Annotated in this window: 19 protein-coding genes; 17 read left to right on the top strand and 2 right to left on the bottom strand. The window is 34.9% G+C overall.

All coding sequences use genetic code 11. From position 1 onward, the window contains the following. The first annotated feature begins 14 nt into the window (after window positions 1-14). The 4 genes from OLM61_RS16130 to OLM61_RS16145 all read left to right on the top strand — a co-directional run bounded on the left by OLM61_RS16130 (window position 15) and on the right by OLM61_RS16145 (window position 5,828). Entirely contained in the window at window positions 15-947 is a 933-nt protein-coding gene (locus OLM61_RS16130) for a type IX secretion system membrane protein PorP/SprF (protein WP_264523635.1), read from the top strand. A 12-nt stretch (window positions 948-959) separates the two neighbouring features. After that, complete coding sequence (locus tag OLM61_RS16135) at window positions 960-2,897, top strand: OmpA family protein (protein WP_264523636.1); 1,938 nt, start codon at window positions 960-962, stop codon at window positions 2,895-2,897. A 245-nt stretch (window positions 2,898-3,142) separates the two neighbouring features. Further along, window positions 3,143-5,149 (top strand): NAD-dependent DNA ligase LigA, encoded by a 2,007-nt coding sequence (ligA, locus tag OLM61_RS16140; RefSeq protein ID WP_264523637.1) that lies wholly within the window; start codon window positions 3,143-3,145, stop codon window positions 5,147-5,149. Beyond that, window positions 5,136-5,828, top strand: a complete 693-nt coding sequence (locus OLM61_RS16145; protein WP_264523638.1) for a lysoplasmalogenase family protein — start codon at window positions 5,136-5,138, stop codon at window positions 5,826-5,828. The genes ligA and OLM61_RS16145 overlap by 14 nt, the downstream gene beginning before the upstream one ends. Here the strand turns inward: OLM61_RS16145 and OLM61_RS16150 are convergent. Further along, window positions 5,818-6,729 carry a bifunctional metallophosphatase/5'-nucleotidase gene (locus tag OLM61_RS16150; RefSeq protein WP_264523639.1) on the bottom strand — a complete coding sequence of 304 codons (912 nt, stop codon included), beginning with the start codon at window positions 6,727-6,729 and terminating at the stop codon, window positions 5,818-5,820. The two genes, OLM61_RS16145 and OLM61_RS16150, sit on opposite strands and share 11 nt — an antisense overlap. Before the next feature lie 107 nt (window positions 6,730-6,836). Beyond that, window positions 6,837-7,616, bottom strand: coding sequence for a 5'-nucleotidase C-terminal domain-containing protein (locus tag OLM61_RS16155; RefSeq protein ID WP_264523640.1), 780 nt, complete (start codon window positions 7,614-7,616; stop codon window positions 6,837-6,839). A 47-nt stretch (window positions 7,617-7,663) separates the two neighbouring features. On the opposite strand from OLM61_RS16155, the gene OLM61_RS16160 reads away from it, so the two are divergent. The 13 genes from OLM61_RS16160 to OLM61_RS16220 all read left to right on the top strand — a co-directional run bounded on the left by OLM61_RS16160 (window position 7,664) and on the right by OLM61_RS16220 (window position 21,111). Further along, window positions 7,664-8,176 (top strand): DUF6913 domain-containing protein, encoded by a 513-nt coding sequence (locus OLM61_RS16160; protein WP_264523641.1) that lies wholly within the window; start codon window positions 7,664-7,666, stop codon window positions 8,174-8,176. 16 nt (window positions 8,177-8,192) lie between these two features. Next, a complete protein-coding gene (gene dapA / locus OLM61_RS16165) occupies window positions 8,193-9,074 on the top strand; it encodes a 4-hydroxy-tetrahydrodipicolinate synthase (RefSeq protein ID WP_264523642.1) in 882 nt (293 codons plus the stop codon). A gap of 136 nt (window positions 9,075-9,210) precedes the next feature. Next, window positions 9,211-10,005: an outer membrane protein assembly factor BamD gene (locus OLM61_RS16170; RefSeq protein WP_264523643.1), complete on the top strand. Its 795-nt coding sequence runs from the start codon at window positions 9,211-9,213 to the stop codon at window positions 10,003-10,005. Window positions 10,006-10,014: 9 nt separating this feature from the next. Further along, window positions 10,015-10,332, top strand: a complete 318-nt coding sequence (locus OLM61_RS16175; protein WP_209562297.1) for a DNA-directed RNA polymerase subunit omega — start codon at window positions 10,015-10,017, stop codon at window positions 10,330-10,332. 9 nt (window positions 10,333-10,341) lie between these two features. Then, complete coding sequence (gene coaBC, locus OLM61_RS16180; RefSeq protein WP_264523644.1) at window positions 10,342-11,556, top strand: bifunctional phosphopantothenoylcysteine decarboxylase/phosphopantothenate--cysteine ligase CoaBC; 1,215 nt, start codon at window positions 10,342-10,344, stop codon at window positions 11,554-11,556. Window positions 11,557-11,629: 73 nt separating this feature from the next. Next, window positions 11,630-12,514: a DUF4835 family protein gene (locus tag OLM61_RS16185; protein ID WP_264523645.1), complete on the top strand. Its 885-nt coding sequence runs from the start codon at window positions 11,630-11,632 to the stop codon at window positions 12,512-12,514. Between the two features lie 49 nt (window positions 12,515-12,563). After that, window positions 12,564-14,216: a DNA repair protein RecN gene (gene recN, locus OLM61_RS16190; protein WP_264523646.1), complete on the top strand. Its 1,653-nt coding sequence runs from the start codon at window positions 12,564-12,566 to the stop codon at window positions 14,214-14,216. 107 nt (window positions 14,217-14,323) lie between these two features. Next, on the top strand, window positions 14,324-15,514 hold the full coding sequence (gene fabV, locus OLM61_RS16195) for an enoyl-ACP reductase FabV (RefSeq protein WP_264523647.1): 1,191 nt from the start codon (window positions 14,324-14,326) through the stop codon (window positions 15,512-15,514). A gap of 128 nt (window positions 15,515-15,642) precedes the next feature. Beyond that, window positions 15,643-16,641 carry a glycosyltransferase gene (locus OLM61_RS16200; protein WP_264523648.1) on the top strand — a complete coding sequence of 333 codons (999 nt, stop codon included), beginning with the start codon at window positions 15,643-15,645 and terminating at the stop codon, window positions 16,639-16,641. Between the two features lie 2 nt (window positions 16,642-16,643). Beyond that, window positions 16,644-17,240 carry a dephospho-CoA kinase gene (coaE, locus tag OLM61_RS16205; protein WP_264523649.1) on the top strand — a complete coding sequence of 199 codons (597 nt, stop codon included), beginning with the start codon at window positions 16,644-16,646 and terminating at the stop codon, window positions 17,238-17,240. A gap of 59 nt (window positions 17,241-17,299) precedes the next feature. Further along, a complete protein-coding gene (locus OLM61_RS16210; protein WP_264523650.1) occupies window positions 17,300-18,886 on the top strand; it encodes a sensor histidine kinase in 1,587 nt (528 codons plus the stop codon). A 3-nt stretch (window positions 18,887-18,889) separates the two neighbouring features. Next, window positions 18,890-19,606, top strand: coding sequence for a response regulator transcription factor (locus OLM61_RS16215; protein WP_264523651.1), 717 nt, complete (start codon window positions 18,890-18,892; stop codon window positions 19,604-19,606). 758 nt (window positions 19,607-20,364) lie between these two features. Beyond that, the gene (locus tag OLM61_RS16220; protein WP_264523652.1) at window positions 20,365-21,111 is read left to right on the top strand and encodes a hypothetical protein; all 747 of its coding nucleotides are present in this window, start codon (window positions 20,365-20,367) and stop codon (window positions 21,109-21,111) included. Window positions 21,112-21,113 lie beyond the last annotated feature (2 nt).

Here is a 21,113-nt window from a genome sequence, read left to right on the forward strand (position 1 = left end):
TAATAAGTATCGTTATGAAACTATATATAAAATCATTAGAAACGTATTTTATTTTAATATGTTCTTTTATCACAGTTTGCGTCAGTGCCCAACAGGACCCGGAGTACACGCAATACATGTACAATACGATGTCAGTAAACCCGGCTTATGCCGGGTCTACAGGAACCTTAGAAGCAACACTTTTGCACCGTTCGCAATGGGTTGGAATAGATGGAGCACCAGAAACACAATCGTTTTCTGCCCATTCACCGCTTCTAAACGAAATGATTGGTTTAGGATTAAGTGTCGTTAACGACAAAATTGGTCCCTCAAACGAATTGTATATTGACGGAAACTTCTCTTATTCAATTCCTTTAGGATATGAAAAAAGACTGGCTTTTGGTTTAAAAGCAGGGATGAGAATGTTAGACGTAGATTGGTCTAAAGGAAGATTCTACAACAGCAATGATGTATTGCTGAATCAGAATATTAACAATCAGATGAAACTGGCTGTAGGAGCAGGGGTTTACTATTATACCGACAAATGGTATGTGGGTCTTTCCGTTCCAAGTTTTATTCAAAGTGATTATTACGATGATATTCAGGAATCAATATCTTACGATCGTCTGCATTATTACTTAATGGGAGGTTATGTTTTTGATCTGAATCCAAACTTAAAATTTAAACCGGCATTTTTAGTAAAGGCAGTGAGTGGAGCACCACTTACTGCCGATATTTCGGCGAACTTTATGATTGCAGAAAAATTTGTAATCGGTGCATCTTATCGAACAGATGATTCGTTAAGCGCCTTGGCAGGTTTTCAGATCTCCAGAAGTTTTTACATCGGATATGCTTTTGATTATACCGTAAGTGACCTGAACAAATACAACGATGGATCTCATGAGATCATTCTGCGTTATCAGTTTACTAAAAAACAAAGTAAAATCAAATCACCTCGATTCTTCTAAAACAGAAACCCTATGAAAAAACTATATATCCTCAGTTTGCTCTTGAGCATTACGTTTAGTTTTGCACAAAAGACCAATTTAAAAAAGGCCGATGCATTGTTTAGGAATTATTCCTATTTGGATGCATCAAAGGCCTATGAAGAATGTTTGCAGAATATTGAGAATCCATCAGCGCAGACCATTAAAAATGCTGCCGATTCGTATTACTTTATTTCCGATGCAAGAAATGCCCTCAGATGGTATAGAAGATTGTATCAGGTACAGGGTAATAACTTAACCGACATTTATTACCTGCGCTACATTCAGTCTATGAAAGCCGTTATGGATTATGAGGAAGCCGATAAAATCACCAAAGAATATCTCAATAAAAAAGGAGATCAAAAAGAGATCAATCGGTATGTTGCTCAGAAAAAATACATAGACAGCCTTGCCAAAACAAAGTCACTTTATGAAGTTAGAAATTTAGACATCAACACCAGTAAGTCTGATTTTGGCGCTACTTTTTTTCAGGACCGAATTGTATTTTCATCGGCAAGAGACACCACAAAATTTGCGGATAAACTCTACAATTGGAACAATCAGCCTTTTTTGAATTTGTATGTCGCCGAGAGAAACCCTGCCGACGGGAGCCTGTTCAATGACAAATTGTTTATGCCAAACGTCATGACTAAATATCATGAAGCCACGGCCTCTTTTGATGCCAGCGGAAAAACAATTTACTATTCTACCAATATTGTTAAGAAAAACAGATTGGTAGTAGACCAGGACAGAATCAATAACTTTCAGATTCTAAAAGGATCTATAATCAATGAAAAAGTTGAAAACCCGCAGAAAATTTTCTTTGACAGTGACGATTATTCCGTTGGGCATCCTAGTTTAAGCGATGACGGCAGCATGCTTTTCTTTGCTTCAGATATGCCGGGAGGTTATGGTGAAACCGATTTGTATGTGGTACAAATCGCTAAAGACGGAACCATGAATTCTCCAAAGAATTTAGGACCAAAAATCAATACCATAGGAAATGATCTTTTTCCATTTTTTCGAAACGGAGTATTGTATTTCTCTTCTGACGGACATTATGGTTTAGGCGATTTGGATGTATACGAAAGCAAACTTTTGTCGGATGGAAGTTTTTCAACCCCACAAAATTTGGGAACTCCGGTAAACAGTAACAAAGACGATTTTACTTTTATAATTGATAAGGCCGGAAGTTATGGGTATGTGTCTTCAAACAGAGCCGGAGGAAAAGGCGACGATGACATTTATTCGTTTACAAAAGGACAACCGGTTTGCAATCAGAACATTTCGGGTAAAGCAATCGATCATAAAACAAAAGCATTGCTGTCAGATGTTACTATAGTGGCTTACGACCCTTACAATGCGGTTCTGGCGGAAACAAAAACTAATTTCGATGGAAAGTATGCAATCACAGTTCCTTGCAACAAAACAGTACGTTTGCAGGCTTCAAAATTTAATTACAGTGACGACGAAAAAACAGTCGCAACCACCAAAGTAAACGAAGCCGAAATTACCAATGTTGACTTTGAATTGAGTAATTACGATGATCTCGTAGTAAAGAAAGCAGGAGTTGAAAAGGTAGATGTCAATCCGATCTATTTTGACTATGACAAATACGACATTACACCTCTGGCAGCCGCCGAACTGGAGAAAGTAGTTTTCATCATGCGAAAATTTCCTAAAATCCGAATCAAAATTGAGTCACACACAGACTCCAGAGGTAAAGATGCGTATAATTTGAAACTCTCTGACAACAGAGCCAAATCAACTCGGGATTACATTCTTTCTCAGGGAATTGATGCTTCAAGAATTGAAAGTGCTATCGGTTACGGAGAGACCCGTTTAGTCAACAAATGTAAAAATGGTGTAAAATGTACCGAAGCAGAACATTTGTTAAACAGACGCTCAGACTTTATTATAATCCAGAAATAACGCTCCATTTCTATTTTGATACCATGCTTATTAAGATACAAATGGAACAGAAAGAGACCATTTGGAAGTTGGTTTTTATTAATTCTTTTTACGAAGAATGGGCAGGAAGAAAATCAAGTTGCATTCTTTTGCAACTTGATTTTTGATTTTGTAAAACTTTTGTTTTTTACTGTTTTTGAACAAAAATAATCCTAATTTTGAGACACAGTTATTCAAAATCACAACCTCCAGTATATTAAAATTTTATGAGTATTCAAGAAACAATTCAGACTTTACGAAACGAACTTAATCAGCACAATTATAATTATTATGTGTTAGACAACGCCACAATTTCTGATTATGATTTTGATATTAAGCTAAAAGAACTTCAGGATTTAGAAAATAAACATCCTGAGTTTTTTGATGAAAATTCTCCAACGCAGCGAGTGGGAGGTACCGTGACCAAAAATTTTAAAACAATTGCACATCAGTACCGCATGTATTCCTTAGACAACTCGTATTCGAAAGAGGATTTGCTGGATTGGGAGACCCGAATTCAGAAAGTTTTAGGAAATGTTGCCTTGCAATATACCTGCGAATTAAAATACGACGGTGCCTCTATCAGCATTACTTACGAAAACGGAAAACTGGTACAAGCCTTAACCCGAGGTGACGGTTTTCAGGGTGATGAGGTAACAAACAACATCAAAACGATCAAATCAATTCCTTTACAGTTAAAAGGAAACTACCCGGAAAAATTTGACATCAGGGGAGAAATTATTTTACCTTTTGCCGGGTTCGAAAAAATGAATCAGGATTTAATTGAAATTGGCGAAACCCCTTATTCAAATCCAAGAAATACAGCCTCAGGAAGTTTGAAATTACAGGACAGTGCTGAGGTGGCCAAACGCCCTCTCGAATGTTTACTGTACTTTGTTACCGGAAACAATTTACCCTTTACGTCTCAGTACGAAGGACTGGAATCTGCCCGAAAATGGGGATTCAAAGTGCCTAACGAAGCAAAACTGGTACAAAACATGCAGGAAGTTTTTGACTTCATTGATTATTGGGATGTACACCGTCATGATTTACCTTATGAAACCGATGGTGTAGTGGTCAAGGTAAACAGCATTCAGCATCAGGAAGAATTAGGATATACGGCAAAGTCACCACGTTGGGCAATCGCCTATAAATTCAAATCAGAACAGGTTTCAACCAAACTCCAATCCATTTCTTACCAGGTAGGCCGTACGGGTGCGATAACCCCGGTCGCCAATTTAGAACCGGTACAACTGGCCGGAACCATAGTAAAAAGAGCCTCTTTGCACAATGCCGATCAGATTGAAAAACTGGACATCCGAATAAACGATACCGTTTTTGTAGAAAAAGGAGGAGAAATCATTCCAAAAATAATCGCAGTAGATTTATCAAAACGTCCTGAAAATTCAGAAGCTACCCAATACATCACACACTGTCCCGAATGTCAGACCGAATTGGTACGAAATGAAGGAGAAGCCAATCATTATTGTCCTAACTTTTATGGATGCCCTCCGCAGATTATTGGAAGGATTCAACACTATATTTCGAGAAAAGCAATGGACATTGAAGGCCTTGGTGGTGAAACTGTTGCGTTACTGTTTAACAACGGATTGGTGCACAATTATGCCGATTTATATGAATTAAAAGTAGAAAATATCTTACCTTTAGAGAGGATGGCACAAAAATCTGCCGAGAATCTGGTTAAAGGAGTTGAAAAATCGAAAGAAATTCCATTTGAGAGCGTATTGTTTGCTTTGGGAATTCGTTTTGTAGGGGAAACTGTTGCTAAAAAACTGGCAAAACACTATAAAAACATCGATGCATTGAGTCAGGCTACCCTGATGGATCTGATTCTGGTAGATGAAATTGGAGAAAGAATTGCCAAAAGCGTCATTGAATTCTTCGAAAATGAAGAAAATCAAAGGATTATTGAGCGCCTTAAGAGTTACGGAATTCAGTTTGAAATTGTTGAAAAGATAAATCCAAACGCCACCGAAAAATTCGTTGGAAAAACATTTGTAGTTTCGGGAGTTTTTGCTCAATTCTCAAGAGATGAATTGAAGAAAACTATTGAAGACAATGGTGGGAAAGTGGGAAGTTCTATTTCGGCAAAAACAGATTTTGTTGTTGCAGGCGATAATATGGGACCGGCTAAATTAGAAAAAGCCAGTAAATTAAACATCCCTATTTTATCAGAAGAAGATTTTATAAATAAATTAAATGAAAGCGAATAAGCCGTCGTTAATTTTATTCTTTTTAGCATTACTGTGCACAATCATTTTTGAATGGGCACAGTTAGATTTATTTGCAATCTATTCTAAAGCCATTGTAGTTCCGGCTATTTTTATTTACTTTTTAATCAGCAATGAATTCAGCATAGGAAAAACAGAAGGCGTCATTTTTTTGTTTTGCTTTGTCGGACAGGTGTTTAATCTGATGGATGTCGAAAGTTCAGAACTTGGCGGAGTCTTATGTTTTTTAGTAGTATACCTTTTAATTGTCCGGCTTTATTTTAGAGAACATGAAAAAATAAAGCTGGCCAAAAAAGATATACTGCCCGTATCTATAGTAGTCATTTTTATCGTCTACCTGTTGATATCGGTTTTGGGGATGAAGTTTGACAATATGAAGCAGTTCAGCATAATTTATACTATCTACGGAATTGTTTTAAGTGTGCTGAGTTATTTTTCCTTTGTAAGTTACATCACAAAAGGCACTCATTTAGCTTTACTCATGTCATTAATGGCGATTAGTTACATCTTTTCAGATATCTTCTACATCTTCAATGAGTATTTTTCTTATTCCGTCGTTCTCGTATTGATTCGTGATACTACTCAAATTTTGGCCTACTTTTTTATGGTCGAATATTTTCTCCAGAAAGCCAAAAGCAAAAAAAAGAAAATTACACTATAATCGATCTTCCTTGATTCGTGTGTGCCTTGTCTTTATCGAAGTAAAAATCGATTCTTCCTAAATTAATTCCGTAACAACCTACCTGATTTACCAAAACCTCTTGTCCTGCTTTGTTTTTAACAACAGTTGGTTTGTCTAAGAAAGTATGCGTGTGACCTCCAATAATCAAATCAATGTCCTGCGTTTGTGCTGCTAATTTCAGGTCACAAATTTTAGATTCATCGTCTTTGTACTTGTATCCAAGGTGCGAAAGGCAAACCACTAAATCACATTTTTCTTCTTTCTTTAATAACTGCGTCATATCCTGCGCAATTTCTACCGGATTGTTGTAAATCGTTTCTTTGTACATCTGTTTGTCAACTAAACCGGCAAGCTCAATTCCCAAACCAAAAACACCTACTTTAATTCCGTTTTTATGAAAGATCTTATACGGTTTAACAAGACCGTTCATCACGGTGTTTTTAAAATCGTAGTTCGAACAGATAAAATCAAAACTGGCGTGAGGCATTTGCGCATGTAATCCGTCAAGACCATTGTCGAAATCGTGATTTCCAATAGTCGATGCATCATACTTCATCATACTCATCAGTTTAAATTCCAATTCCCCTCCGTAATAATTAAAATAAGGAGTTCCCTGAAAAATATCACCTGCATCCAGTAAAAGTACATTTGGATTTTCTTTACGGATCGTTTCTATAAGCGCTGCTCTGCGTGACACACCGCCTTTATTTGGATTACGCGGATCATCAGCCGGAAATGGATCAATGTGGCTGTGAACGTCGTTAGTATGTAGAATGGTTAAGTGTTTAATATCGTTGGTTTCAAAACTGCTTAACGACAAACCTAAGCTTAATAAGGCAGTACTTGCAGCTGTTTTTTCGATAAATTCTCTTCTTTTCATTTTGTATTTTTTTTACGAAAACTGTAATGTAATTGTTTGACTTTTTTGTCACGAATGGAGACGAATTGGAATTCGTACAGATTCATGAAATTCGCGGCTATCTTTATTTACTCTTCTGTAATTCGGATGTCTTTTGCCACCGGAATCGTATCTACTTGCTTGAAATAATCGATTAGCACGTCTCTAAGTTTGTAATTCAGATCGTATTTCTGAACGCTTTTTGCGAAAAAAGCCATGCTGTCTCCGCCGTTCGCTAAATAGTCATTTGTAGCTACGTAATAAATTTTATTAAGATCAAGAGGTTTTCCCTGAATCATAATGTTTTTTGCGGTTTTGTCTTTTGCAATTGTAAAAGTCATACCCGATAAAGGCTGCGCTTTTTGTGCTTTGATAATATAAGCAGTCATGTCTAAAATCTGTTCTCCTTTTAAAGCCATCACCACCATACTGTTTTCAAAAGGCATAATTTCAAATGCTGTTCTGTTGGTTACATTTCCTTTAGGCAATATGGCTCTGATACCACCATGATTTAACAAACACAAATCGATGTTTTTGTTCTCGCGGGCTTTAAAAACCAGGTTTCCTCTTTCCACACAAACATCAGCCATTAAGTTTCCAATGCTGGTTTGCCATTTTCCGGTGCTTTTGTCAAGAGTTTCCGGGCAATACGCCAAAACATTGTCCAAATCCTTGTTAATGTGATCGCGGTAAGGCTTAATAAAGTTTTCAATTGCAGGGGTTTCAGTTCCTTTTTCGGTGATCGGAAGCTGCTTTCCTTCGATTTTTGTTAGATTATAATTTTTCTGACTGCAGGAAAATATAAAAAAAAGTGTTAAGAATATAACAAAAAGTTTCAAAACTCCGTTATACTTTTTTAGTTTTACCATCTTAAATGCGACTTAAATAATTAATTTTGTAATCTGGTAAAAGTACTATGTTTTTAAATTATATAAAGGAATTTTTTGTAAAAAAATCATTAAAAAATAACTTGAATAATGTCAAAAACGAAGTGTTTACAAGTAATGTGCAAACAATTGGTTTACTGATTGATGAAAGTGAATTTCAGCATTCAGAAGACCTGGTAAAGGAGTTGATTTCGAAAGGAATCAAGGCCGAGAACATAAAAATTGTAGCGTACAACAGTAAATTTAGCGAGAAAAAAACGTATTCAAGACCTACTTTTGGTAGAAAACACATCAATTGGAACGGGGAGATTACAGCAGCTTTCTTAAATGAATTTACAACAACAGAATTTGATCTTCTGATCAGTTATTATGATATCGAAACAGCCATTTTGATGATGATAACGGCCAGATCAAAAGCAAAATTTAAAGTAGGATTCGCATCAGTAGATAAAAATTTAAATCGATGGATGATTGATACTGCTATAGAGAATCACAAACTTTTCGTGCACGAATTGTTTCGATATTTAAAGAGTATAAAATAAAATTATAAAGTAGAATATGCAATCATTAATAGGAACTGGTGTTGCGCTTGTAACCCCATTTAAAAAAGACTTATCAGTAGACATCGAAGCTTTACAGCGTATTGTTAATTTTTCGATTGACGGCGGGGTTGAATATCTTGTGGTCATGGGAACAACAGCTGAAAACGCTACTCTGACAGAGGACGAGAAAGAACTGGTAATACAAACCGTAATCGATACTAATAAAGGTAGATTGCCTTTGGTACTTGGAGTGGGCGGAAACAATACCATGCAGATCGTAGCTGAATTGAAGACAAGAGACTTCTCGGCTTTTGAAGCGATACTTTCTGTTTCTCCTTATTATAACAAACCTACGCAGGAAGGAATTTACCAGCACTTTAAAGCGATTGCAGAAGCATCTCCGATTCCAGTAATCTTATATAACGTTCCGGGAAGAACTTCCAGCAACATGTTGCCGGCAACGGTAATTCGTCTGGCGAATGATTTTGACAATGTAGTAGCGATTAAAGAAGCTGCCGGAGATTTGGTACAGGCGATGCAGATCATAAAAAATGCACCAAAAGATTTCCTTGTGATTTCCGGTGATGATATGATTGCTTTGCCAATTGTTTTGGCAGGTGGAGCAGGAGTAATTTCGGTTATTGGACAAGGTTTTCCAAAAGAATTTACAGAAATGATTCGTTTAGGACTCAATAAAAAGGTAACTGAAGCGTTTAAAACACAATACCTTTTATCAGATTGTATCGATATGCTTTTTGAACAAGGGAATCCTGCGGGAATCAAACAAGTCTTTCAAGCCCTTGGTATTGCTGAAAATATCGTACGTTTGCCTTTAGTGGCCGTTGATGATTCGTTAGCAGGCAGATTGAATGAATTTGTAAAAAATAGCATAAAATAAGCATGAGATTGTCGGTATTTTATTATACCAAAAAATATTTTGTAATAGCTAAATTAATAACTAAATTTGCCACCGGAACTTCGGTGTGATTTTGCTTTGGCATAATTGTCTAAGAAATCATAATAAAAGTAAGAAAATGAAAAAAATAGTATCTCTATTAATTGTTGTTGTCCTTTTTTGTTCTTGTAGTGATTACCAAAAAGCATTAAAAAACGAGGATGTTGCTGCAAAATTCGAAGTTGCAACAAAAATGTATGATGCCGGTAAATATTCAAAAGCCATACGTCTTTTTGAACAATTAGCTTCTTCGTACAGAGGGAAACCTCAGGCAGAGAAATTATTTTACATGTTTTCGCAATCTTATTATAAAACGAAACAGTATTACTTAGCGGGTTATCAGTTTGAAAGCTTCGTTTCGGGATACCCTCGAAGTGAAAAAGTTCAGGAAGCTGCTTTTTTAGGCGCTTACAGCTATTCAAAACTAGCACCTGTGTATAGCTTAGATCAAACAGATACTGTAAAAGCTTTAGAAAAATTACAGACTTTTATCGAGAACTATCCAAATTCTGAATACATCGTACAGGCAAACGAAGCGGTGAAAATTTTAAATGGTAAGTTAGAGAAAAAAGCATATGAAAATGCTAAGGGATACAATACGATTTCAGATTACAAATCGGCATTAGTCGCTTTTGATAACTTTATCGCTGATTTTCCAGGAACACCATTAAAAGAAGATGCGCTGTTTTACAAATACGATTCAGCATATAAATTGGCAATAAACAGTATTCCGTCAAAAATGGAAGAGCGTTTAAATGTAGCGAAAGTAGCTTACGGTAACTTAATTAAGTTTAATGGTGCTACCAAGTATAAAAAAGAGGCAGATGAAATGAATGCCAGAGTGGAAACAGATTTACAAAAATTTACTAAATAAAATAAAGTCATGGATTTAAAAAAGACGAATGCTCCTGTAAATACAGTAACTTACAATAAAACAGTTATTGAAGAGCCAACAGGAAATGTGTATGAGGCAATTACCATTATGGCTAAAAGAGCAAATCAAATTAATTCTGAAATTAAAAAAGAATTAACTGAGAAATTAGAAGAGTTTGCTACTTATAATGACAGTCTTGAAGAAGTTTTTGAAAATAAAGAACAAATTGAAGTTTCTAAATTTTACGAAAAATTACCAAAACCACATGCTTTAGCAGTTCAGGAGTGGTTAGACGGTAAAACATACCACAGAGGTTCAAACAAATAATATAGTATAATGTCAGTTTTAAACGGGAAGAAAATTTTACTGGGAGTTTCTGGTGGAATTGCAGCCTATAAAACAGCTTCATTAGTACGACTCTTTATAAAAGCAGGTGCACATGTCCAAGTGATAATGACACCTGCTTCTAAGGATTTTGTAACTCCACTTACCTTATCTACACTATCTAAAAATCCGGTACATTCCAGTTTCTTCAATCAGGACGATGAAGATGCGGTTTGGAACAATCACGTTGATTTGGCCTTATGGGCCGATTTGATGCTGATTGCGCCTGCAACATCAAATACCCTGTCTAAAATGACAACCGGAAACAGTGATAACCTTTTAATTGCAACCTATTTATCGGCCAAATGTCCGGTTTATTTTGCTCCGGCAATGGATTTGGACATGTACAAACACCCTTCGGTTTTGTCTAGTTTTAATGCTTTAAAAAGCTTTGGAAACATTATGATTCCGGCTGAAAGTGGCGAACTGGCCAGTGGACTGTCCGGAGAGGGCAGAATGGCTGAACCGGAAAATATTATTGCTTTTTTGGAAGCCGATTTAGAAAGTAAATTGCCCTTAAAAGGAAAAAAAATACTAATTACTGCCGGACCCACATACGAAGCAATAGACCCTGTACGTTTTATAGGGAATCATTCTTCGGGAAAAATGGGCTTTGATCTGGCAAATGAAGCAGCAAACTTAGGAGCTCAGGTTATCTTAGTAGCTGGCCCTACACATTACAAAGCTAAAAATAGTTTAGTAGAAGTAATTAGCGTAGTTTCGGCACAGGACATGTATGATGCCTGTCATCAATATTTTAATGATGTTGATGTAGCAATCGCTGCTGCGGCAGTAGCAGATTACCGACCTAAAGTAGTGGCGACGCAAAAGATTAAAAAAGCTGCAGATGAATTTTCAATAGAGCTTGAAAAAACAAAAGATATTCTGGCCTCCCTGGGAGCGATCAAGAAAAATCAGTTTTTAATTGGATTTGCATTGGAAACTGAAAATGAAATTGAAAATGCAAAGCTGAAAATTCAGAAAAAAAACTTAGATTTGATTGTTTTAAATTCCTTACAGGATGAAGGAGCAGGTTTTAAAAAAGAAACCAATAAAGTGACCTTTATTGATCAGGATTTTAAAATTGAACCAATGGAATTAAAATCAAAAGAATCTGTTGCAGTTGATATTTTAAACAAAGTGGTTTCGCATTTTACGAAATCATAGTGATTTAAAGTAAAAGGCAAAGACAGGAATAGTAAAAACTATTACGTGCTTTAACCAAAATAATATCTTTCGTATGAATAAACTAGTTACTTTTTTAGCATTTTTATTTTTTGGCTTTACACAAGCACAGCAGCTAAATTGTACTGTAACTATTAATACAGAACGATTACCCAATCCCAATCAGCAGGTATTTAAAACACTTCAGACCTCATTGTCTGAATTTGTAAACAAAACAGACTGGACCGGTACAGTTTTAAAACAAAACGAACGAATCAATTGCTCGATGTATATCACCTTGTCATCGAATAGTTCCGATCAGTTTTCAGGGACCATTCAGGTACAATCTTCGCGATTGATCTATAATTCGACCTATTCTTCCCCAATATTAAATTACAACGATAAAGACTTTAGTTTCAGGTATATCGAGTATGAGCCTTTATTGTTTAATCCGACCACTTTTGAATCAAATTTAGTTTCTGTAGTTTCTTTTTACAGCTATTTGATTTTGGCAATGGATGCGGATAGTTTTCAAATGGGAGCAGGAAGTCAATATCTTGAAACAGCTCAAAACATAGCAAATGTGGCGCAACAAGGCGGATCTAAAGGTTGGACTCAGTCTGATGGGGTTCAGAATCGCTATTATCTGATCACCGATTTGATTTCGCCAATGTATAGCGATTTGCGTCAAACCATGTTCTTGTACCATACAGGTTTAGATGGTATGAGTCAGGATTTGAAAGCATCAAAAGAAAAAATCAAATCAGCCTTGATGCTTACCGGAAAATTGAATTCGGTAAAACCCAATGCTTTTCTGACCAGAGTATTTTTTGATGCCAAATCAGATGAAATTGTTTCGATATTTTCAGGAGGGCCAAACATCCCGGTCACCGATCTGACGGATGTTTTGAATAAAGTTTCTCCTTTGAATTCTGTCAAATGGTCACAGATTAAATTTTAATCTTTTTAAATTACTTTCTTTATTAACTTTTATATTTCCCAAATTCCTTATGATAACGTCCTTGTCGATTAAAAACTATGCTCTTATTGAAAAATTAACGATAGATTTTTCAAGAGGTTTCTCTATAATTACAGGTGAAACAGGTGCAGGTAAATCTATTATATTAGGAGCGATAGGATTGGTTTTAGGAAAAAGAGCCGATTTAACTTCATTAAAAAATAAAGAAGAAAAATGTGTGATTGAAGCACAGTTTGAAATTTCTAAATACAACTTAAAAGATTTTTTTACAGCAAATGATCTCGACTATGAGGATGAAACCATCATCAGGAGAGAAATTTTGCCGTCAGGAAAATCACGTGCCTTTATTAATGATAGTCCCGTAAACTTGCAGGAATTGCAGGATCTGAGCTTGTTTTTGATTGATATTCATTCACAGCAGCAAACTCAGGAATTATCAGACGAAGGAGTTCAGTTTAAAATTATTGATGCCATTGCCAATAACGGCGATACCATTCAATCCTATCAGAATGTTTTAAAAGAATACAAATCTGATAAATCCAAACTAAATGCTTTGTTGAAAAAACAAAGCGATTCCGGAAAAGAGCAGGAGTACAATACCTACTTGTTAAATGAGTTGGTTACGGCGAAACTAAAATCGGGTGAGCAGGAAGAACTTGAGGCTGATTTTGAAAAGCTGAACAATGTCGAGATTATAAAAGAATCAATCGATAAATCATTGGCGATTGCTAACGAAGAGCAGTTTGGTGTTTTTCATAATCTAAATGAAATTAAAACGGCATTGCATAAAATAGCGCCTTTTTCAGCTGATTATCAAAGCATTTTTGAAAGAATCACCAGTTTAACGATTGAATTTGATGATGTCTCAAAAGAACTTCAAAATGTTTCCGAGAAACTTTTGAACGATCCTGCACAATTAGAACTAATAAGTCAGAAACTACAGTTGATTTACAATTTGCAAAAAAAGCACCAGGTAACTACTGTTGATGAATTGCTTGCAATCCAGGCTACATTGGAGAATACGTTGCTTGAATTGGATAATATAGAAGAAGAAATCGCGGTTGTATCCAAATCGATCGAAGAAAAAGTTACAACATTAGATGCTTTTGCGGCAGCCATTCATCAAAACAGAACCGATGCAATTCCGGTTTTATCGCAAAAGTTAGTGACGATCTTAGAAACGCTGGGAATGCCAAATGTTCGTTTCAATATGGAGTTATTGCCTTCTGAAACCTATTTTCAAAACGGAAAAGACGAATTACAATTTTTATTCTCTGCCAATAAAGGAACTGATTTTGGATTGCTTAAAAAAGTGGCATCGGGAGGAGAAATGTCCCGTATTATGTTGGCGGTAAAAGCAATTTTGGCCCAATATTCAAAACTGCCTACTTTAATTTTTGATGAGATTGATACCGGAGTTTCCGGAGAAATTGCCATTAGAATGGGGGAGATCATGAAAGAAATGAGCACTACCATGCAAATTTTTGCCATAACCCACTTGCCTCAAATTGCAGCCAAAGGAGATTCGCACTTTAAAGTTTCTAAAGCTACTGTAGATGAGGACACACAATCAGAACTTAAGCTATTGTCTCAGGAAGAAAGAGTTATAGAAATTGCCCAAATGTTATCCGGTGCAGTGGTTTCTGATTCGGCTTTAAATCATGCTAAAGCCTTGTTGAACTAAAGAAATAATTTATATTTGTCATCTTAAAAGCGAATTAAACAAACGTAGATAAAATACAATCTTTATATTTTTAAAAGATTGATCAAAATACGAAAAAAACAAAAAGTATGATTATAGAACCTAGAATGAGAGGATTTATTTGCTTGACTGCCCACCCAAAAGGAAGCGAGCAAAATGTTAAAAATCAAATAGAATATATCAAATCAAAAGGACCAATTGCAGGTGCAAAAAAAGTATTAGTTATTGGTGCTTCAACAGGTTTTGGATTGGCTTCAAGAATTACAAGTGCTTTTGGATCTGATGCTGCAACAATTGGAGTGTTTTTTGAAAAACCACCGGTTGAAGGTAAAACAGCTTCGCCAGGATGGTATAATTCTGCTGCATTTGAAACAGAAGCCCACAAAGCAGGTTTATATGCAAAAAGTATCAATGGAGATGCTTTTTCAAACGAAATAAAAAGACAAACTTTAGATTTAATCAAAGCCGATTTAGGTCAGGTTGATCTTGTGATTTACAGTTTAGCTTCTCCGGTTCGTCAACATCCGGTTACAGGAGTTTTACACCGTTCGGTTTTAAAGCCTATCGGACAAACTTTTACCAATAAAACAGTTGATTTTCACACTGGAAACGTTTCGGAAGTTTCTATCGCTCCGGCAAATGAAGAAGACATTGCCAATACAGTTGCTGTAATGGGTGGTGAAGACTGGACGATGTGGATAGACGCTTTAAAAGCGGAGAATTTATTAGCGGATGGCGCTACTACAGTAGCTTATTCTTATATCGGACCATCATTGACAGAGGCAGTTTACCGTAAAGGTACAATTGGTCGTGCAAAAGATGATTTAGAAGCTACAGCATTTTCGATTACAGATAGTTTAAAATCTATTGGAGGAAAAGCATATGTTTCTGTAAATAAAGCTTTGGTAACACAGGCAAGTTCTGCAATTCCGGTTATTCCGTTGTATATTTCTCTTTTATATAAAATTATGAAAGAAGAAGGAATACACGAAGGTTGTATCGAGCAGATCCAGCGTTTGTTTCAGGACAGATTGTACAACGGATCTGAAGTTCCTGTAGATGAAAAAGGAAGAATCAGAATCGACGATTGGGAAATGCGTGAAGATGTACAGGCTAAAGTGGCTAAACTTTGGTTGGAAGCTACAACTGAAACATTGCCAGCAATTGGAGATTTGGCCGGATATAGAAATGATTTCTTAAACCTGTTTGGGTTTGAATTTGCCGGAGTAGACTATGCTGCTGAAGCAAATGAAGTTGTTGAAATTGAAAGTATCAAATAAACAGAAAAAAAATAGTACTATATATCAAAACCATTCGTCGCTACGAATGGTTTTTTTATGAATATAACATATCTTTGTTAAAATTTTGAAATTTAAAATATTGCCACTTTAATACCGCATAATCTGCTATGATTTTTTCTTTAATTATACCCGTGTATAATCGTCCGGATGAAGTAGATGAACTTTTAGAAAGTTTGTCAAAATCCGATTATAATGAAGCTTTTGAAATTGTTCTTGTCGAAGACGGATCGTCGATACCTTGTAAGGATGTTGTGATGAACTATCAGGGGAAACTGAATATATCTTATTATTTTAAGGAAAATTCAGGTCCGGGAGACTCAAGGAACTTTGGAATGCAGAAAGCCAGAGGGGATTATTTTATCATTTTTGATTCAGATTGTATCATTCCTTCTAATTATTTGACAGAAGTTCGAAAAGCACTTAACGAAAATTATGTGGATTGTTTTGGAGGACCGGATAAAGCATTGGATAGTTTTTCGGATATTCAAAAGGCAATTAACTTTGCAATGACATCCTTTTTAACTACAGGAGGAATTCGCGGAGGCTCTGAAAAAATCAATAAATTTCAGCCGAGAAGTTTTAACATGGGAATTTCAAAGAAAGCTTTTATTGCCTCAAATGGTTTTGGAAACATTCACCCGGGAGAAGATCCGGATCTTTCCATTCGTTTGTGGAATTTAGGATTTGAAACCAGATTGTTCACTGAAGCCTATGTGTATCACAAACGCAGAATTGACTGGGAGAAATTCTCGATTCAAGTGAATAAATTCGGAATAGCCCGACCGATCTTAAACAGTTGGTATCCGGAACATAACAAGCTAACCTTCTTTTTTCCTACGGTTTTTATCCTGGGACTATTATTAGCTTTTTTATTGTTAATTTTCAACATTGATATCTTGTTACAATTATATTTTGTATATTTCGTTGTAATTTTTCTTACAGCCAGTGTTCAGAATAAGAGCATTAAAATTGGATACTTAGCTGTGATTGCAGTTTGGAAACAGTTTTATGGTTATGGAACGGGATTTTTGAAATCGTTCGTAAAAGTTATTATTTTAAAACAAAAACCCCAAGAGGCTTTTCCTCGTATGTTTTTTAAAATATAGATATGGCTAAAGTTATTGGCCTGACCGGCGGAATAGGGAGCGGAAAAACCACCATAGCAAACTACTTTGCCGAAATGGGAGTTCCGTTATACATTGCCGACGATGAAGCCAGAAAAGTAATGCAGTCTGAAAACATTGTGCAACAAATTAGAACCACCTTTGGAGATTCACTTTTTGAAAATAATGTTTTAAACAGAGCTAAATTGGCAGAAATCGTTTTTAATGATGCTGAAAAACTGGCCGCATTAAATGCAATTGTACACCCTGCAGTCAAAGCGGATTTTGAGCTTTGGTTACTAAAAAACAAAAAATATCAATATGTAATTTATGAGGCCGCAATTTTGTTTGAAAGTGGTCGTTATAAAGATTGTGATGTTATTGTAACCGTTACCGCACCGGAGGAGCTCAGAATAGAAAGAGTCATCAAGCGCGATAAAACCACACGGGAACAAGTTTTAAGCCGAATGCAAATGCAATGGAATGATGAAAAACGAATTTCTTTAAGCAATTTTGTTATTAATAACAGTAATCTTAAAATTGCTAAAGAAGAAGTTGTTAAAATTCTTAAAATTTTAAATATAAAACAAAATCAGTCTTAAATGTTAATATTTGGTTAATGTATTATTTAGTATATTGTTAAAATATTAATTTTGTTTCGATGAATAAATTATTTTTTAGATTACTTGTTTTATTGATGAGTTTGTCCTTAATAGGGATAATTCTGGTTCAGGTATATTGGTTTAATTCTTCGTTCAAGAATAACGATGAGCAGTTTAAATACCATGTTACTCAGGTAATTGGCAATGTGGCAGACAAGCTCGAACAGCAGGAAGAGTATAGTTTTTACGATAAATACAACCGCATCAAAGACAGTACCGGTAAAACACCTAAAAAAGAAGATTTACTTCAGGTTTTTTACATTCAGAGAAACGCAAAAACAAACAAGACAATAGTTTATTCCAATACGCTTACATCTGAAGATTATGATATCAGCGGCTCGATTTTTAATAAAAAATTCAGCAGCGAAAGATTTAAAAACTTCAGTTCAAAAAGAGTTACAGAAGTATACAATAACAACAACAATATCGATAATAATACTTTAGGACAAAGTATTATCCCTGATTTAAAAATCGAAAAATCAGGAAGTCTGGATATCTTAAACAAAGTGCAGCAGCAAATTCAATACAAAGATATTGCTTCACTGACACCGATAGAAGGGCGAATAACAAAGGATAAACTTCAAAAACTCTTAAAAAAGGAACTGGAAGAATATGGTGTAAAAACCAAATTTGAATATGGTGTTCTTAACAATGGTCTTGCGACAAAAGTAAGATCTGATGGATTTCATTACGATAAAGATGCAAGTTACCACGTGCCAATTTATACGGATAATGAGGGAAATAGTAAATACGAATTGTTTCTTACGTTCCCACATAAAAAGAAATTCTTACTGTCTGAATTATTAAGTATTACAATACTGTCAATAATTTTCACATTAATCATTATAGTTGCGTACACCAGTGCATTAAACCAATTGTTGCGTCAGAAGCATATTTCTGAAATCAAAACCGATTTTATAAATAATATGACGCATGAGTTTAAAACTCCCATAGCGACAATTAATCTGGCACTTGATGCCATTAAGAATCCTAAGATAATCGAAGACAAAGAGAAAGTATATCGCTATCTTCAGATGATTCGGGATGAAAATAAAAGAATGCATGCTCAGGTAGAAAACGTTCTTCGTATCTCTAAATTAGAAAAAAGAGAATTAGATATTACAAAAGAACCTACTGCGATTCATGATATCATTGATGATGCAATCGAACATGTAAATTTAATTTTGGAGGACAGACAAGGAACTGTAGTGAAGCATTTTAATGCGGCAAGAACAACGAGTCTGATCAACGAGGTGCATTTTACAAATGTATTAGTGAATATTTTAGAAAATGCCATAAAATATTCTCCGGGTAACCCTGAAATAGAAATTTTTACAGAAAATGTCAAAGACATGATTCTGATAAAAGTAAAAGATAATGGTCTTGGTATGAGTAAAGTAGCTCAAAAGAGAGTTTTTGAGAAGTTTTACAGAGAACATACAGGAGATTTACATAATGTGAAAGGACACGGTTTAGGTCTGGCTTATGTAAAAAGAATAGTAGAAGATCATAATGGTCAAGTATATGTTGAAAGCGAGAAAGGAAAAGGTAGCACCTTTATAATAAAAATACCATTAATAAATTAAAATATGGAAAATAATAACAAAAGAATACTTTTAGTAGAAGATGACCTTAATTTTGGGGCAGTTCTTAAAGATTATCTAATGTTAAATGACTTTGAAGTTACTTTAGCTAAAAACGGTATGGAAGGTTTCGAAAAATTCAAGAAAGATGTATACGATTTGTGTATTCTTGATGTAATGATGCCTTATAAAGATGGTTATACTTTAGCCAAAGAAATTAGAGAGAAGAACAGCGAAGTGCCAATTATCTTCTTAACGGCTAAGTCTATGAAAGAGGATGTATTGAAAGGGTACAAAGCCGGTGCTGATGATTATTTGAATAAACCTTTTGATTCAGAAGTTTTATTGATGAAAATTAAAGCGATCATTCAGAGAAAATCTGCTGATACAAAAGCAGAACAAGTACAGTTTGAATTTAACATTGGTAAATTCCATTTAAACTCAAAACTAAGATTCTTGACTTTCCAGGATGAAGAGCCAATTAAATTGTCTCCAAAAGAGAATGAATTGCTTAAAATGTTGATTCTTCATGAAAATGACTTAATGCCAAGAGAATTAGCTTTAACTAAAATCTGGAGAGACGATAACTATTTTACATCAAGAAGTATGGACGTTTACATCGCCAAACTTAGAAAATACCTAAAAGCTGATGAAGATGTTGAAATCTTAAACATTCACGGAGAAGGTTTCAGACTAGTTGTTAAAAGTAAAGTTGCAGAATAACAAAAAATATAACCAAACAAAAAAATATTAGAGCCCTGAGAAATCAGGGCTTTTTTTATGGAGTAATTTGTCTTGCAACGCTACAGAAAGATTTGATATGGTTCGGATGCGAATTATGAATTAAATTAGGATTCGAAAATGAAACGCTGATGATACGGATTCGCCAAACGAAAACGCGGATTAACGCAGATTTTTAAGTTTTATGTGATGCAGAGTAATTTATTGTCATAACTTTTTACCCATTAAAAATCCGTTTTAATCAGCGTTTTCGCGAAGCGAATCTGTATCATCCGCGTATTATTTCTTTGCGATTGACTAAATATTCAAAAAAAATAATAGTAAAGTGTTGTTTTTTATCTTTTTGATTTTGAGCTTTCTATCTTCTTTTTTGGTTCTTGAAAGAATAAGAATAAAATTTTTGTAATGATTTTTCTTAAAATAAATTTGGAAAATCAAAAAAGTATTCTGAATATTTGCAGACGAAAAAAATAATAACCCTTTAAAAACGAAGAAAAAATGTTTGTATTTACATCTACATCACAGAGCTTCACATCAAATGAATTTGATGCAGCACTTCTTCGTGGCTTATTTCGATCCTAGAAATATACTTTTAGATATATAAAGCCCGAAGACATTTTGTTTCGGGCTTTTTTTTATTCTAGACACTTCAAATTTTCCCGAAAATCGATTTTACTTATCCTTCATGGATAAAATGTTAAGCCTGTTTTGGCTGTTAATTTAATGCACTATAATTTTTAATGCAAAATTATACGGTAGAGGAGTATGCTTTGTGCGCTCGTCTTAAAAGTAAAAGAAAGAAAAAAAGATTAGTAAAGGAAGATTTTGAAAAACACCTGATTCAGTTAAGAAAACTTGAAAAAAAGCTTTGGGAAAAACGGAGAGATTTACCTCTTGTTCCACTAGAGATCCCTTACCAAAAGGGATGGCAGCGTAATTTTATACTGAGAGAGGATGTGGCAAGATCGAGTGAAGCTTCATTTTACAAAAACTTATTGGAAAAAATAAATACCTGGCAGTTCTCTTCTGAAAAATCTTTTAAAAGAAAGAAAAAGAGAAAAAGAAGAAATGTTTATACCGAGAAGTTACAAACTGTAAAAGAATTTTCAGAGTGGGAGTGGAGAAGTCCAAAATTAGAATTAACCGAGAAAGAAAAAGCACATTTTTATAAACGCGAACGCTGGTGCAGCAATTTTAAGCGATATAAAATTCATTACGTTTTTAATGAGCCGTGGCGCTATGTACTTCGTGTTAGCCCGTATATGATAACACATACGAAGCTGGTTGATTCAGATTTGGAAAGCGAAATTCAGCTACTCGACAATCGCATTACTAATCTTAATTTGAGACATAAGATAAACAAATTAGTAGATGGTTTTTCGCATCGTTGGAGTTACTATGAAAGTGAAAATCCAAAAGAGAAAAACCCAATTAAAAATAAAAGTCTGGAAGTATTGTATAAGCAATATCTGGACGAAATGATATAAAT

The organism is Flavobacterium sp. N502536, from assembly GCF_025947345.1.
Taxonomy (GTDB): Bacteria; Bacteroidota; Bacteroidia; order Flavobacteriales; family Flavobacteriaceae; genus Flavobacterium.